We start from the raw sequence: 15093 nt of genomic DNA, 5'->3' as shown, positions 1-15093 counted from the left end.
GCAATCCTTAAGGTGAAAGTAGGTAGCCGCTGCGGTAGGCGTCAGCACCGGCGATGTGCGCAACGACCATGCCCGCTGTCGCCATGCGTCGCAAGGAGCGGGCGTACATCAGGCCGGCGTTGAGCGCGTGGATCGGGGTCACCGCATCACTGATCGGGTCAATGACTTCAGCGATCAGTTGCCCTGCCTCGACGTGCTCGCCCGGCAGTGTGCAGAACACCAGCAGACCGCCAACAGGGGTGGCAACCGGTTCAACCCCGGCCAACGGCGTAGCGGGGTAGAGCAATTGAGGTTGATCTTCGGGTTGCCCGGATATTGCACCGTAGTGCATGAGGTAACTGATGATCGCCTGACAGTCGCGGCTGCCAAGGGCGTGACAAACGTCGCCTTGGCCGCGCAATTCCAGAGTCACCGAAAAGCTGCCCAGCGGCAGATCGAACCGGCCGGCAAAACGCTGCTGCAATTGCCACCACACCAGCGTAAAGCACTCGTCGAATGACTGCCCGCCGGAGTCGGTCGCCAGCAGATTTGCCTGGGAGCCGAGGTAACGCGCCAGCGGCTCGACCTGCGGCCAGGCCTCGGGCGTGGTGTACAAATGTTCTACCGCTTCGAAATCGCAGTGCAGGTCGAGCACCATGTCGGCATCGCACGCCAGGCTTTGCAGCACCAGGCGCTGGGACTCAAGCTGCGTGCCGGGTACGCGGGCTTTCAGCGCTGCAAGCAGCGTCGTGCGGATCAGTCGTACGTTGTGATCGGAATCGTCGGTCAGGCCTGATTCGATTTCATCGCCCACCTGTTGGCTCAGGTCAACAAACAGCCGGTTGAAGTTCTGCCCGCTTTCCAGCTCATAACGGCCCAGCGGAATGTCCATCAGCACTTGTTCAAGGCCAATCGGGTTAGCGACCGGCACCACGACGATTTCGCCCAACAGTTGACCGGCGCGTTCCAGCTCGGCCAGCCGTTGCTTGAGGTACCAGGCCACCATCATGCCGGGCAGTTCATCGGCGTGCAGTGACGCCTGAATGTAGATTTTGCAGGCGCCGTTTTCCGGGCCGTAGTGAAAGCTGTGAATCTGCCGCGCCGTGCCGGGCACCGGGGCCAGCAGGTCATGTGTCTGGTGTCGCATTGAGCATTCCTGAATAAACGGGCCTGAGGGTCGCAGCCTGGAAAGTAAGCCTTAGTGAGAGGGTCCGAGGAACGCCAGCCAGCGGCGCTCGGCCAGTCGGAACAGTCCGACCAGAATGAATGTGACCGTCAGGTAAATCAGCGCAGCGATCCCGAACGACTGGAACGTCAGGAAGGTCGCCGAGTTCGCATCGCGCGCCACTTTCAGGATGTCCGGCACCGTGGCCGTGAAGGCCACGGTGGTCGAGTGCAGCATCAGAATCACTTCGTTGCTGTAATAAGGCAGCGAGCGACGCAGGGCCGACGGCATGATCACGTAGGCATACAGCTTCCAGCCTGTCAGACCGTAGGCCTTGGCCGCTTCGACTTCGCCGTGATTCATGCTGCGGATCGCACCCGCGAAAATCTCGGTGGTGTACGCGCAGGTGTTCAGGGCGAAGGCGAGGATCGTGCAGTTCATCGCGTCGCGGAAGAACGCGCCGAGCATCGGTTGCTCACGCACCGCAGCGATGCTGTAGATCCCGGTGTAGCAAATCAGCAGCTGGATATACAGCGGCGTGCCACGAAACAGATAGGTGTAGAACTGCACCGGCCAGCGTACCAGCGGATTGCGGGAGACGCGGGCGATGGACAGCGGAATCGACACGATAAAACCAATGGCGATCGAAGCACTGAGCAGCCACATCGTCATCGCCAGACCGGTGATGTTCTGGCCGTCGGTATAAAGGAAGGCTCGCCAGTATTCCTGAAGCAATTCAATCATCGTTGCGCCTCCCGGCTGCCTGCGGCGTAACGTCTTTCAGCCCAGCGCAATGCAAAGTTTGATGCACTGGTGATCAACAGGTAGATCAGCGCTGCAAGGACCAGAAAGTAGAACAGCTGATAGGTACTTTTGCCGGCGTCCTGCGCGGCTTTAACCAAGTCAGCAAGGCCGATAATTGACACCAGCGCGGTGGCTTTAAGCACCACTTGCCAGTTGTTTCCGATGCCAGGCAACGCGAAACGCATCATCTGCGGGAATACCACGTAACGAAAACGCTGACTGCGGGACAGGCCATACGCAGTGCCGGCTTCGACCTGACCGCGAGGCACGGCGAGGATCGCGCCACGGAAGGTTTCTGTGAAGTAGGCGCCATAGATGAAGCCAAGAGTGATCACGCCTGCGCTGAAAGGATCGATTTCGATGTAGTCCCATTCCATCGCGTCGGTCAGGGTACTCAGCCAGGTTTGCAGGCTGTAGAAGATCAACAGCATCAGCACCAGATCGGGCACGCCACGGATCAAGGTCGTATAGACCTGAGCGGGTACTCGCAGAAGGGCGGATTTCGACAACTTGGCACTGGCGCCGAGCAGGCCGAGCACGATGCTCAGCAGCAGCGACATCAGCGATAATTTGATGGTCATCCAGGTGCCTTCGAGCAGCAATGGGCCGAAGCCTTTCAAGCTGAACGCCGACAGTCCTAGGTTTTGCAGGAGGGTTTCGAACATGTGCAACCTATACAGTCAATAAAACGCCCGTTGTCAGCGGAGGGATTCTCGCTGAAATCAACGGGCGTCTGTTTTCTTATTTACCGCTGTACAGATTCAGATCACCGAAGTGCTTCTTCTGGATCTCGGCGTATTTGCCGTCGTCGTGTAACGCTTTGATACCTTTATCCAAAAGTGCTTTCAGGTCTTTGTTACCTTTCGAGATGCCGACCGCAGTTTTAGCTGGCAGCAATGGGTTGTCGATTGGCTTGCTGACTTCGTAGCCAGCACCTTGTGGCGACTTCAGGAAGCCCAGTTCGGCTTGCAGCATGTCTTGAACGGAGGCGTCGAGACGACCCGATACCAAGTCAGCGTAAACCTGATCCTGGTTGGCGTAGGCCTGGGTTTTTACGCCAGCCTTGTCCAGAACGGCCTTGGCGTAGGCTTCCTGGATGGTGCCTTGCTCGTAGCCAACGGTTTTGCCTTTCAGCGAAGCCGGGTCTTCAGTGAAACCAGCGCCTTTCTTGAACACCAGCGAAGTAGGGCCGGAGAACAGTTCGGACGAGAAGTCGATGACTTTCGAGCGTGCGTCGGTAACGGTCATGGACGAGATGACGCCGTCAAACTTGTTGGCTTTCAGGCCAGGGATCATGCCGTCGAAATCGCTTTCGACCCACTTGCACTTGACCTTCAGTTCCGCGCAGATCGCATTGCCCAGATCGATGTCGAAGCCAACCAGGCTGCCGTCAGCAGCTTTCGATTCGAAGGGTGCGTACGAAGGATCGACGCCAAAACGCAGCTCCTTGTATTCCTTGGCCATTGCATTACCAGCGGCCAGACAGATGGCGAGTGCAGAAAGGGTCAGCCATGCTTTTTTCATCGTTCAGTCCTTAAAACCAAATTGAGCGTTGGGAACACGCGAAGGCTTGCTACCGGCGAGTGCCAGACCGCAAATAGACAGCAATTTCCGAACCAAAGATACGAACGTGCGTTTTAAATGTACGCAGTTGTCGCAATGATGACTTAGCGCCATCTTTCGGGATTTTTACCGATTGCGAGCGGGTGGGAGAGTAGCGGTAATGCGGGATCAGCGCTGCAGCAAATTTGTAGGAACGCGCTTGCCCGCGATTGCGGTCGGCCAGTGTCACTTCTGGTGCCTGACACAATGCTTTCGCAGGCAAGTGCGCTTCTACACTTATCCAAACTGGTGCGCGCGTATATGAGCGCACTAAAACAGTGCTCAGCTCAGCAAGTCCTGCAACGTTGCCAGGCTGTCGGCTTCGGCGACCGGTTTGTCCAGTCGCCATCTGAGCATCCTCGGAAAGCGCACCGCGATCCCGCTCTTGTGACGCTTCGAGAGCGCAATCCCTTCAAAACCCAGCTCGAACACCAGAGTCGGCGTCACGCTGCGCACCGGGCCGAATTTCTCGACCGTGGTTTTGCGGATGATCGCATCGACTTTGCGCATTTCTACGTCGGTCAGCCCGGAATACGCCTTGGCGAAGGGTACCAGCGTGCGTTCGCTGGCGTCTTCCGGCCCGTCCCATACGGCGAATGTGTAGTCGCTGTACAAACTGGCCCGACGACCATGGCCGCGTTGCGCGTAAATCAACACGGCGTCGACGCTGAACGGATCGACTTTCCACTTCCACCAGACGCCCATGTCCTTGGTCCGGCCAACGCCGTACATCGAGTCCCGGGCCTTGAGCATCATGCCCTCGACGCCCAGGCTGCGTGAGGCCTCGCGCTGTTTGCCGAGGTCCAGCCAATCCTTGCCGCTGAGCACCGGAGAGGGCAGCAACACCGGGCTGTCGCACTGCGCAATCAATGTCTCGAGCTGCGAGCGACGTTCGTGCTGAGGGCGACTGCGCCAATCGTGGCCTTCCCATTCGAGCAGATCGTAGGCGAGGATCACCACCGGCACGTCTTCGAGAATCTTCTTGCCCAACGTCTTGCGGCCGATGCGCTGTTGCAGCAAAGCAAAGGGCTGAACCGAGGGCGAGTCAGCGTCTGGTGTGCCGGGAGCAGGCGTGTCCAAGCTAAAGCCCTCGCCGCTTTCGGCCTCGATGACAGGCGCCTTCCACACCACAATTTCACCATCGATCACCGTGCCGTCAGGCAGCGCCTGGGTCAGGCTGTGCAGTTCGGGAAAGCGCTCGGTAACCAACTCTTCGCCTCGGGACCAGATCCACAAACGGCCTTCGCGCTTGACGATCTGCGCGCGGATGCCATCCCACTTCCATTCAACCTGCCAGTTTTCAGCCGGTCCCAAGAGCGTTTCGAACTGATCCACCGGTTGCTGCAGCGCGTGGGCGAGGAAGAACGGATAAGGCTGACCGCCGCGCTGGGCATGTTCGTCTTCGGACTCAGCGGCGATCAGCTTCAAGTAGCCCTCGGCGCTGGGGCGGTGAGACAAATCGGTGTAACCCACCAGGCGTTGTGCCACGCGTTTACTGTCGATTTCGGCCAGCGCGGCGAGGGCGCGGGTGACCAACAGCTTCGACACGCCGACCCGAAAACTGCCGGTGATCAGCTTCAGGCAGACCATCAAGCTCAGGCGATCCAGTTGCGCCCAGAACATCGGCAGGCGCTCCATCAATTCTTCGGGTGGCAGGCCGCGCAGGGGCAGCAACTTGTTTTCCATCCAGGTCGCCAAACCTTCGTCGGAGCTGTGTTCGGCCTGGGGTAGCAGCAATGACAGTGTTTCAGCGATGTCGCCCACGGCTTGATAACTTTCCTCGAACAGCCACTCGGGCAGGCCGGACAGCGTGATTGCCTGCTCTCTCAACAGGCGCGTTGGCACCAGTTGCCGAGGTCGCCCGCCGGATAAAAAGTACACCGCCCACGCCGCATCTTCGGGCGCGGCCGCAGTGAAGTACTGCTGCATGGCGGCCAGTTTGGCGTTGCTCGACGTGGTCGCATCGAGCGCAGAATACAGCTCGGCGAAAGCCTTCATGCAGAGGCCTCGCTGGTAGGTTCTGGCGTCGTTGCCACTTCGTCTTCCTCGGCGCCGTATTCGGTGGTGAAGCCTTGGGCATCGAGGCCCAGTTCACGCAGGTAACGCACCAGGATCGCTACCGAGCCGTGCGTCACCATCACTCGCTCGGCGCCAGTGTTTTCAATCGCCCAGAGCAAGCCCGGCCAGTCTGCGTGGTCGGATAGCACAAAGCCCCGATCAACGCCGCGGCGACGCCTTGGCCCCCGCAGCATCATCCAGCCACTGGCGAACGCATCGCTGAATTCGCCAAAACGGCGCATCCAGGTGCTGCCACCGGCTGATGGCGGCGCGATGATCAAGGCCTGGCGCAGGGCAGGGTCAGTCTTTTTGAAGTCGCCGGCATATTGGGTTTCTGGGATGCGGATGCCTGCGGCCCGGTACACGCGATTCAACGGTTCGACGGCGCCATGGACCAGAATCGGACCGATGCTGGGGTCGACACCGTGCAGAATTCGCTGTGCTTTGCCGAAAGAGTAGGCGAACAAGACGCTGGCCTTGCCCACGGCAGCGTTCTCTCGCCACCAATCGTTGATGCCGCTGAAGATTTCTGATTGCGGCGCCCAGCGATAGATAGGCAGGCCGAAGGTGGATTCGGTGATGAAAGTGTGGCAACGCACCGGTTCAAATGGCGCGCAGGTGCCATCCGGTTCCACTTTGTAGTCGCCGGAGGCAACCCAGACTTCGCCTTCATATTCCAGGCGCACCTGTGCCGAACCCAGTACATGGCCGGCAGGGTGAAGACTTAGCTTTACGCCGTGGTGGGTGATGCTTTCGCCGTATTCCAGGGTTTGCAGGTTGATGTCCTGCCCTAGACGCTGGCGCAGAATGCCTTCGCCAGGGGCGGCGGCCAGATAGTGTTTGTTGCCGGTGTGGGCGTGATCGCCATGGCCGTGGGTGATGACCGCGCGTTCGACCGGACGCCACGGATCGATGTAGAAATCTCCGGGCGGGCAGTACAAACCTTCGGGGCGGGCGATGACAAGATCCATGGGATGACCAGATGGAGGGGCTTGTCAGTTATGAGCGGGATGGGCCGATGATCGTTCCCATTTTCAGCGTCCGAGGCTGCATGCCCATGCGGAGCGTGGGCACCATCAATATGCGAAACCCCTGTAGGAGCTGCCGAAGGCTGCGATTCCGGTCTGCCTGATGCACCGCTATCGCAGCCTTCGGCAGCTTCTACAGGATGGTGGTATTCGTTACTTCCCAGGCGTCAACGTCAGCCGCTGTTTGCCGTAAACCTTCTCGAAATTCTCCGGCTGCATCGGAATCGACAAGTACTGACCTTTCAGCCAAGGCTCGATGCCGTCGGCATAATTGGGGCTGGCAGGGTTACCCGATTGGCCTGCGCCGTTCTGACCCATCATCGGTTCCTGCTGCGAGAAGTCGACGATCATGCGCAAGGTCGAAGCCTGCACGGCGTCGAAATCCTGACCCCAGCGATAGCCTGACGCATTCAGCGTGGTGTGATCGCCGCCTGCCGCCATCGGACCTTTGAACAGGCTCGGCTTGCTGTCGCTCAAAGCCGCCGCGAGCTGCGCGCTTTGGCTGGTCCAGCCGTAGTGATGCAATTTGCCCCACTGCCAGGCCTTGTGATCGCCGCCCAACAGGCTGTCGCCCGACGTGATTGCCGCCGCCAGACTGCGCGCCAGAATCGCCGGTTTGTCTTCCTTCTGCGGGGTTTTCACGTCATCCCAATACGGACTGTCGTCACGCCCCAGCAGGTGATCGGCCTGAGCGGAGTAGGAAAGGTCCGCATCCTGCACCAGCGCTTTCCAGGCCAGGCTGCTTTCTGGCCCCAGCTCATCAAGGAAAATCTGCTTGGCGCTTTCCTGCAAAAACAGCTCATAAATCGCCGCATCGGCGGAAGTCGGCGACAGTTTACCGTCGAACGCCATCAAGCGCGTGTAGGCCTCGCGGGCCTTGTCTCGCTCAGGGGCTGGCAAGGCGTCGATGGCTTTCTTGAGCGGCTGGGACATGCCCGGCGCTTCGAACATTTTCTTCAGTTTGGCGGCGAACGTGGTGGTCTGGTCGTATTGCATCGCGATGGTGCTGCGGCTGTCCTGCTTGCCGCTGTTGGCCAGTTCGGCGATGCGTTCGGCACGTTCCGGATAATCCCAAGAATTGGACAGCTGCATGCCATAACCCTTGGTCATCGTGCGGTTATTGGCATTACCAATCCAGCCGGACTGCGGGTCCTGATCGTAGGGGTGCAGCATCGCGTCGGCGAAACCGTCCCAGTCAAATCGGCTGTCCCAACCCGGCGAAGGAATCAGGCCCAGACCTTCGCGACGATTCGGGTACTTGCCCGTCACCTGCCAGCCGACGTTCGAGGCATCGGCGAACACCATGTTCAGCGTGATCGCGCGGATCTCGCGGGTGGTGTCAAAACCTCTCTCGACGGTCTGCGCTCGGGTCAGGTCGAACAAGGCATCCAGGGTTTTGTCGTCTTTGGCATCGGGGGTCTGCAGGGCAATGCCCAAGCCGGTGTTGAGCTGCGCCGAGCTGCCATTGAGCAAAGCGCCGTGGCGTGTCGCGTAGGCCGCTTCGCGCACCGGGCGCTGACCTTTGACGAAGAAGGTTTCTTCATGGGCAGTGGCCGGCAGCCATTTGCCGTCGGCCATGTACATCAGGCGATTGTTTTCGCGTTTGATCTTTTCCAGGAACAGGTCCTGATTGTCGCCCAGCACCGGGCCCATGCCCCACGCCAGCTTGCCATTGAAGCCCGACAACACCAGCGGCAGACCGGCGACGGTCACGCCTGCGGCCTGATATTTCGGCGCGCGGATCTGCACGAAATTCCACATCGACGGCAGTGTGGTCGGCAACTGACTGTCTGTGGCGAGCAGGCTTTTGCCGGTGCGCGCACGCTGTGGCGCGATGGCCCAGTTATTCGAAGCTGCAACGCCCAGCAGGTTGAGGTCCGACAGTTGCAACGCCGCCTTGTCCAGATCACTTAGCCCTGGCAACTGCGTGCCAAGATTCAGGCCCTTGAGCTTTTCGGCTTCGGCGAAGGGTAATTCTTCATCGGGGTAAGTGGGCAGCAGCCAGGCGAGCTTGTCAGTTCCGACTTTCTGCGCCAGCACCAGCGAGGAAATTTCCTCCTGCAGGTTCACCGACAGACTGAAATTCAGCAGGCTGAAGATCAGCGCTGAGTCTTCCGGTTTCCAGTACTCAGGCTTGTAGCCCGATTCCGCCAAATCGGCCGGGAGTTTATCGCGGTAGCGGAACAGGTAAGCGTTGACTCCGCGCGCATAGACTTCGAAAAAGCGTTTCAGGCGCGGCGACGACGCAGCATAAAGCTCACTGGCGTTTTGCTTGAGGTTGGCGGCGCGCATCATGCGGTCAAGATCCAAAGCGCCAGGGCCTGCGATTTCCGACAGACGCCCCTGGGCCAGCAAGCGCATTTGCACCATTTGACTGATGCGATCGGTCGCGTGCACGTAACCCAAAGTAAACAGCGCGTCGTGAAAGGTGCTGCTCTCAATCAGCGGCATGCCCTGATTGTTGCGGCGTACAGAGACGTTTTGCGCGAGGCCCTTGATGGCGAACACCCCGTTGGCAGGCGGCAGGGTGCTGCTGTCACCTCCATTCAACTGGCAACCCGCAAGGCCCAAAAGCCCCGTCATGGCTGCGGCAACGCCGAACCGGTTTTTTACAAATAAGAGGGCTGGCGAGGCCATGTTGAAGCTCCTGCGGGGGTAGGCGTACGAAAGCCGCTACGTTAGTGAGCGGGCAGGCCGCGCGCAAGCGGGGAGCAGGTGTTTATTTCGGGGCATTTCAAAGTAAGTCGCAGCGATCACATACCTGTAGGAGCTGACGAGCAACGCGAGGCCGCGATGCGGTGTGTCAGGCAAATCGCGATCGCAGCCTCACGCTGCTCGTCAGCTCCTACAAAAAGCCCGATATGCTCAGGGCTTTGGCGGATTGATCTTGTCCACTAACGCATACGCCCGCTTCACCGCATCACGGCTGGCTACGCTGTCGAACCAACGCTTGAGGTGGGGGAAGTCGTCCAGGTTTTGTTCCTGGAACGTGTGCGGCACGATCCACGGATAGATCGCCATGTCGGCGATGCTGTAATCCTCGCCGGCGACATACGCCCGATCCGCCAGACGCTTGTTCAGCACGCCGTACAGACGGGCCGTTTCGTTGACGTAGCGAGTGATCGCGTAAGGAATCTTCTCTTTTGCGAACCGGTTGAAATGGTGGTTTTGCCCGGCCATCGGTCCCAGACCGCCCATTTGCCAAAACAGCCATTGCAGCACTTCTTCGCGGCCGCGCAGATCCTTGGCGATGAACTGGCCAGTCTTCTCGGCCAGATAAAGCAGGATCGCGCCGGATTCGAACAGGCTCAGCGGCTCACCGCCATCGGCCGGGGTGTGGTCGACAATGGCTGGGATGCGATTGTTGGGGGCGATCTTCAAAAAGTCAGGCTCGAACTGATCGTTCTTGCCAATGTTTACCGGGAAGATCTTGTACGGAAGGCCCGCTTCTTCCAGAAAAATGGAAACTTTGTGGCCGTTAGGTGTGGTCCAGTAATGCAGGTCGATCATCGATAGCTCCAAATGAGTCAAGACAACTGCCGTCTCAGGCTGACGCTTGTTTTACTCTTTTGCAGCGCGGCGATACAAATGAAAACGGCCTGATTCACAGGCCGTTGGCAATGCGGGCGGCCATCAGGCGCCGTGGCATTTTTTGAATTTCTTCTCGCTGCCGCATGGGCAAGGGGCGTTGCGGCCTACATCCTTCAATGCATTGCGCACAGGCTCTTGCGGCTCATGGTTGCAGTGCGGGCCGTGGACGTGGCCGTGATCGTGTTGGTGGTCATGCGCGTGATCGTGATCATGGTCGCAATCAGGGCCGTGCACGTGGGCTTGCTGGTTCATCGGGGTTACTCCGGAATTAAATCGCCGGGGATTATCTCGCCGTTACGCCCAAGACGCACGCTATGTCCGAATAAAAGTCCGGTCTTGAGTTTGCCCTCCAGTCGGTAATGAATAGGCTGGTTCGGTTTGCCGAGCATTTTCGAAATGTCCTTGAGGTGCTCCCAGAGATTGGTGCGCACCGGTACGGAGAAATTTCTATGGCTATTGGCCTTGACGAGGAACCAGTCGCTGTACTCTCCTTCACTCAGCAGAATGTCGTTGAGCAGGATCTTGTAACGCAGCCCGCGCACCAGCACGCTTGAGTCGTTGGGGTTGTCAACGCGAAAGCGCAGCTTGAAATCCTGGCGCAGCAATTTGGCCTTGACCACCTCGACCTTCATCAGCCGAACGTCAGGGTCTTCGTAGCTGCCAGTGATCCAGGTCGAACACCCTGACAATCCCAGCAGCAGCAATAGGCCGACCACTTGGAAAACGCGTACATGAGAAAACATTCATTTACTCCCTGTCGGGCTTGAGTCTAGCAATGGACCGATTGAGGGCAACTTGCTGTCTATTAGATATCCGCACAAGGCGTCGAAGGAGTATTGACCCGTGAAGCTATACGAAATTGTATTTTCCGGCCAATTGGTTCCCGGCGCCCAGGCAGAGAAGGTCCAGACCAACCTGGCAAAATTGTTCCAGGCGGACGCCCCACGCATTGCGCTGTTGTTCTCCGGGCGCCGTCTGGTGCTCAAAAACAATCTGGACCAAGCGGGCGCTGAAAAGTACCGTTCCACCCTTGAACGCGCCGGTGCTTTCGTTGAAGTGGTCGCCATGTCTGTGGAGGCCGAGCCTGAACCTGCGGCCGAAGTCGAAGTTGAGGAGGTTGAGCTTGCGCCGCCGCCGGACGAGCCGACCTGGATGCGTAAACCGTCGCTGCCCAAAGCCACCACCACGACCAAAGCAGCCGGCAATCAACAGATAATACCGCGTGACGTGTACATGGCCGCGTTTGTTGATGTTGAGGCGCCAGACTTCTCCATCGCAGACCTGGGCAGCAACGTTCAAGACCCAAAAGCCAGACCGGCGGCGCCGCGTCTTGATTTGTCCGGTCTGAGTCTGGCTCCCGCCGGTAGCGACATTGAGTCACTGAAACGCCCGGCAGCAGGGCCTGCTCCCGATACATCGCACCTGAGCCTGGCAAAATCTTGACCGAACTCACCGTCTGCTCCCTCCCACAGACTGGTGTGGTCTGCGCAGTGGGGGATTATCTGCAGGAACTGCTCAGTTCACGTAAGCAGCGCAGCATTTCTTGAATTTCTGCTCACTCCCGCAAGGGCAGGCATCGTTGCGTCCCGCCTTGAACGGCACGGTCGGGTCGATGAAATACCAGCGGTCCTGATGCTGCACGAACGCTGAACGCTCGCGATGGCTGTGCTCACCGGCGCCGTCGTGCCAGCGCGCGGTGAAGGTCACGAACGCGTGTTCCGGCTTGCCGCCCAATACCTGCGCGCTTTCAACTTCCAGCCCAAGCCAGGTGCTCTGCGCGCTCCATTGACTGATCGCTGCCCGATCAAGCCCGGCTGCTTGCGCGGGCAGCGTGGTCGCCACCAGATAATCGATCAGCCCCAGCACATAAGCGCTGTAGCGCGAACGCATCAAGGCTTCGGCGCAGGGCGCGGGCTGGCCTGCGTGATAACGACCGCAGCAGGCGTTCAGCAGATTGCCACTGCCGCAGGGACAAATTGGACTGCTCATGAGGGATCTCTCACCACCAGTATTTGCCAAAGTTTTCCGGGTTAGCCCAAAACTTGGCGTTGAGCCAGTCAGGGACCTGTTTGTATTCACGCAGATCATAGGTGAACAACGTCAGCACTTGATCATCCCGCGCAAAGCGTTCGCTCAGTTGCAGCGCCAGCGAATAAAAATCGGTGGTCTGCCATTGCGCGGCTTTAAGGTCGGCCAACACGGCAATACGGCTGGCATTGAGATTACGAATGCCGCCCAGCAATTCAAGGCCTTCGCGCTTGGGAATGTGCTCCAGACAATCGACGACCAGCGCCAGATCAAACCGCTGAGCAGCCAGTTCTGGCGGCAGGCGGCCGGGCGCTGCGAACGCCACTTCTGTGTTCGGATGCGCTTGCTGAAAGGCCTGCAGCGCTGGAAACGCCTGCGCGCCAATTAACAGAAGCCGCTTGGGCGCTTGCAGATCCAGCAACGCCGCGAGGGCTTGCTGCGGTGTGCGAGTGGAGAAACTGTCGGTCATCTAAATCCCCTGATCAAGCCTGCAAGACTAGCCTGCCGAGCCGAGATGGCCTAGCGCTTGAACTTTTTACTGCACTCGCATGACCAAACGTACGGAGTGAAGGCATTTGGCTACCCCAAAAGAAGATCCTTTCCAGTTTCAGCGTTTCGCAATCGTGCAGAACAAATCGATCGATGATTGAGTGCAACTGACCCGGTCAGTGAGCACTGGTCACCGAAATCGACGTCGTATTGCCCTGCATGACGTAGCGGAGTGGAAAACTGGTATAGGGCCGTCTTTACTCCACCCCAGTCGGTTTTAGCCGATACCAAAGGAGAAGAACTGTATGAGCATGATTCGGACAGCGTTACCTCTGATTTTGGTTACCAGTGTATTGACAGGTTGTGCGGGCCTGCAAAAGACCGACTGGCCACTGTGCGCAGCGGGCGGTGTGTTAAGCGGCGCTGCGATTGGCGCCTTCCAGACGGCTTCCGTGGCAGCGGGCCTCGGTGCCGCCACCGGTGTGATGGCCGGCGCTTATTGCTGGGTTCACGGCGATGGTGACGATGATGGCGATGGCGTGCTGAACAGCGTCGACAAGTGCCCGGATACACCTAAAGGCACGCCAGTCGATGCGACCGGTTGCCCGATCGTACCGGCCGCCCCGGCCCCGGTCGTAGAGCCCGTGGTTCAGCCAAAAGAAGAAATCATCACCATTCGTGATGTGCATTTTGAGTTCAACAAAGCTGTCCTGACATCTGCAGATAAAGCGCAACTCGATACCGTCGCTACTCGCCTGAAAACCGAAGCTGCGAACGTGCAACTACACGTCAGCGGACATACCGACAGCGTGGGCAGTGACACCTACAACCAGAAACTCTCCGAGAAACGTGCGAACTCTGTGACTGACTATCTGGTCGGTGCCGGTATCTCGCGCAGTGCTTTCGTGTCAGTGGAAGGTGATGGCGAAGCTCGTCCGGTTGCCGATAACAAAACGGCTGAAGGTCGTGCGCTCAACCGCCGTGTAGAGATCAAGATCAATCGTTGATCGCTGAAGTCTCATCACGGTAAACCAAAAGAACCCGACCCAGCGTCGGGTTTTTTTTTCGCAGGATTTGTTCCCCCGGGCGCCCGGGATCAACTATTTTCATGGGCTTCTGGCATAGTCGTGGCCGTCACCGTACTGTGCGCCACACATTCTCGTTTCAGCGTTGCGCAACGGGTTTAAGAAGCACGACGGACTTAAAAGAAAGAAAACAGCAGGGGCGTGTCATGAGGGTGTTTTGGGGGTTAGGGAAGATTTTGACGTTGGGGTTTTGGGTAGTGGTACTGATCAATCAGGCCGTGATGCTGCCAAACCCCTTCGATGTGCTGGTCAGGCTGGCGGGCAGTCTGTTGTTGCTGACCCACGTGCTGGAGTTATTTCTGTTTAACGGCAGTCTTCGTGGGCGTACGCAACCGTGGCGCGACCGGGTACTGATTCTGTTATTTGGTATTTTTCATCTGCAATCTTTCGGTCGTCGTTCTGCGGAGGTTCAACATGCGTAATGGGTTGCTGATGACCGCTGGCATGTTGTCGGCGTTGAGCAGTTCCTGGGCCGTGGCACAGACTATTTCGGTTGAGACACACTCACTGATGCGTCTGCCCACCAATTCCAGCGTGTTACAGCTTGAACGTCTGGAAGTCGCCGATTACGGCACGTTGCTGATCCCTGCCGGCTTGACCGAGGTGAAGGTGGACCAATTGGTGCTGGGCCACGAAGCGCGTATTGCGATCGTGCCGAGCCAGCAACCGTTCAGTTTCCAGATCAAGCGCGGCGAGCTGGGAAGCGGTAGTCAGATTACTGCGCGGGGCGCGCCAGGTACGTTCACCAAAGCTCCGTTGCCGGGTCGTAATCTGACACTGCGGGTTGAGCAGCTCAACGCCGAAGTGTTGTCGATTGACGCACGAGGCGGTTCGGGCGTGCCGGGTTTTGTCGGGCTCGATGGCGGCAACGGCGAAGAGCCGGGCTGCACCTTTGGCTCAGCCAGTCGCGGCACCGATGGCGACAATGGCGGTATCGGTCACGAAGGTGCGGCAGGGGCGTTGGTCCGGCTGGAACTGCCGAGCGACTTTCCAGAAGATCGCGTGAAGGTCAATGTCGCAGGCGGCGCCGGTGGCCAAGGCGGCGCGGGCGGGAAGGGCGGTAAAGGCGGCGCCTCTAAGGGCTGCATCGTTTACCGCGCCGATGGCGCCAAGTCCGGCAAGACCGGCGAGAAAGGCCAGGATGGCGCTGCAGGTCCAGCGGGTGCGGTGTATTTGAAGCAGCTTTAATCGCTTATCTCCTGTAGGAGCGCGCTTGCCCGCGATTGCAGTATTCCTGTGACGTGGATTTCGTCTGGAACAACGC

Annotated in this window: 16 protein-coding genes; 4 read left to right on the top strand and 12 right to left on the bottom strand. The window is 58.7% G+C overall.

Features of this window, described 5'->3' with window-relative positions:
* Positions 1 to 7 precede the first annotated feature (7 nt).
* The 10 genes from ACWKWM_RS05180 to ACWKWM_RS05135 form a co-directional block, all read right to left on the bottom strand.
* Complete coding sequence (locus ACWKWM_RS05180) at positions 8 to 1126, bottom strand: succinylglutamate desuccinylase/aspartoacylase family protein (RefSeq protein ID WP_483845102.1); 1119 nt, start codon at positions 1124 to 1126, stop codon at positions 8 to 10.
* A gap of 51 nt (positions 1127 to 1177) precedes the next feature.
* Complete coding sequence (locus ACWKWM_RS05175; protein ID WP_483834384.1) at positions 1178 to 1888, bottom strand: ABC transporter permease; 711 nt, start codon at positions 1886 to 1888, stop codon at positions 1178 to 1180.
* A complete protein-coding gene (locus ACWKWM_RS05170) occupies positions 1885 to 2613 on the bottom strand; it encodes an ABC transporter permease (protein ID WP_483834385.1) in 729 nt (242 codons plus the stop codon). Before ACWKWM_RS05170 ends, ACWKWM_RS05175 begins: the two co-directional genes overlap by 4 nt.
* A gap of 76 nt (positions 2614 to 2689) precedes the next feature.
* The gene (locus ACWKWM_RS05165; protein WP_483834386.1) at positions 2690 to 3472 is read right to left on the bottom strand and encodes a transporter substrate-binding domain-containing protein; all 783 of its coding nucleotides are present in this window, start codon (positions 3470 to 3472) and stop codon (positions 2690 to 2692) included.
* Positions 3473 to 3832: 360 nt separating this feature from the next.
* On the bottom strand, positions 3833 to 5548 hold the full coding sequence (locus tag ACWKWM_RS05160; protein WP_483845101.1) for an ATP-dependent DNA ligase: 1716 nt from the start codon (positions 5546 to 5548) through the stop codon (positions 3833 to 3835).
* Positions 5545 to 6579, bottom strand: a complete 1035-nt coding sequence (locus ACWKWM_RS05155; RefSeq protein WP_483845100.1) for a ligase-associated DNA damage response exonuclease — start codon at positions 6577 to 6579, stop codon at positions 5545 to 5547. Before ACWKWM_RS05155 ends, ACWKWM_RS05160 begins: the two co-directional genes overlap by 4 nt.
* 210 nt (positions 6580 to 6789) lie before the next feature.
* Positions 6790 to 9273: a penicillin acylase family protein gene (locus tag ACWKWM_RS05150; RefSeq protein WP_483845099.1), complete on the bottom strand. Its 2484-nt coding sequence runs from the start codon at positions 9271 to 9273 to the stop codon at positions 6790 to 6792.
* Positions 9274 to 9501: 228 nt separating this feature from the next.
* The gene (locus tag ACWKWM_RS05145) at positions 9502 to 10146 is read right to left on the bottom strand and encodes a glutathione binding-like protein (protein ID WP_483845098.1); all 645 of its coding nucleotides are present in this window, start codon (positions 10144 to 10146) and stop codon (positions 9502 to 9504) included.
* Between the two features lie 123 nt (positions 10147 to 10269).
* Entirely contained in the window at positions 10270 to 10479 is a 210-nt protein-coding gene (locus ACWKWM_RS05140) for an SEC-C metal-binding domain-containing protein (protein ID WP_483845097.1), read from the bottom strand.
* Between the two features lie 5 nt (positions 10480 to 10484).
* Positions 10485 to 10970: an LEA/WHy family protein gene (locus ACWKWM_RS05135; protein ID WP_483845096.1), complete on the bottom strand. Its 486-nt coding sequence runs from the start codon at positions 10968 to 10970 to the stop codon at positions 10485 to 10487.
* Between the two features lie 100 nt (positions 10971 to 11070).
* Between ACWKWM_RS05135 and ACWKWM_RS05130 the strand changes: the two genes are divergently transcribed.
* Positions 11071 to 11670 carry a hypothetical protein gene (locus ACWKWM_RS05130; RefSeq protein WP_483845095.1) on the top strand — a complete coding sequence of 200 codons (600 nt, stop codon included), beginning with the start codon at positions 11071 to 11073 and terminating at the stop codon, positions 11668 to 11670.
* 72 nt (positions 11671 to 11742) lie between these two features.
* Here the strand turns inward: ACWKWM_RS05130 and ACWKWM_RS05125 are convergent, their stop codons facing one another.
* Both ACWKWM_RS05125 and ACWKWM_RS05120 read right to left on the bottom strand, forming a co-directional pair.
* On the bottom strand, positions 11743 to 12216 hold the full coding sequence (locus tag ACWKWM_RS05125) for a YchJ family protein (RefSeq protein WP_483845094.1): 474 nt from the start codon (positions 12214 to 12216) through the stop codon (positions 11743 to 11745).
* A 10-nt stretch (positions 12217 to 12226) separates the two neighbouring features.
* The gene (locus ACWKWM_RS05120; protein ID WP_483845093.1) at positions 12227 to 12724 is read right to left on the bottom strand and encodes a DUF6231 family protein; all 498 of its coding nucleotides are present in this window, start codon (positions 12722 to 12724) and stop codon (positions 12227 to 12229) included.
* Positions 12725 to 13049: 325 nt separating this feature from the next.
* On the opposite strand from ACWKWM_RS05120, the gene ACWKWM_RS05115 reads away from it, so the two are divergent.
* The 3 genes from ACWKWM_RS05115 to ACWKWM_RS05105 all read left to right on the top strand — a co-directional run bounded on the left by ACWKWM_RS05115 (position 13050) and on the right by ACWKWM_RS05105 (position 15017).
* On the top strand, positions 13050 to 13751 hold the full coding sequence (locus ACWKWM_RS05115) for a PA1041 family peptidoglycan-binding anchor lipoprotein (protein ID WP_483845092.1): 702 nt from the start codon (positions 13050 to 13052) through the stop codon (positions 13749 to 13751).
* 224 nt (positions 13752 to 13975) lie between these two features.
* Positions 13976 to 14251 carry a DUF1145 domain-containing protein gene (locus ACWKWM_RS05110; RefSeq protein ID WP_483845091.1) on the top strand — a complete coding sequence of 92 codons (276 nt, stop codon included), beginning with the start codon at positions 13976 to 13978 and terminating at the stop codon, positions 14249 to 14251.
* Positions 14244 to 15017, top strand: a complete 774-nt coding sequence (locus tag ACWKWM_RS05105; RefSeq protein ID WP_483845090.1) for a collagen-like protein — start codon at positions 14244 to 14246, stop codon at positions 15015 to 15017. Before ACWKWM_RS05110 ends, ACWKWM_RS05105 begins: the two co-directional genes overlap by 8 nt.
* Positions 15018 to 15093: the final 76 nt, after the last annotated feature.

It is taken from the genome of Pseudomonas rosaeacicularis (genome assembly GCF_057128745.1).
Note: the sequence above shows the minus strand (reverse complement) of the source record. Positions and strands in the feature narration are given on the sequence as shown.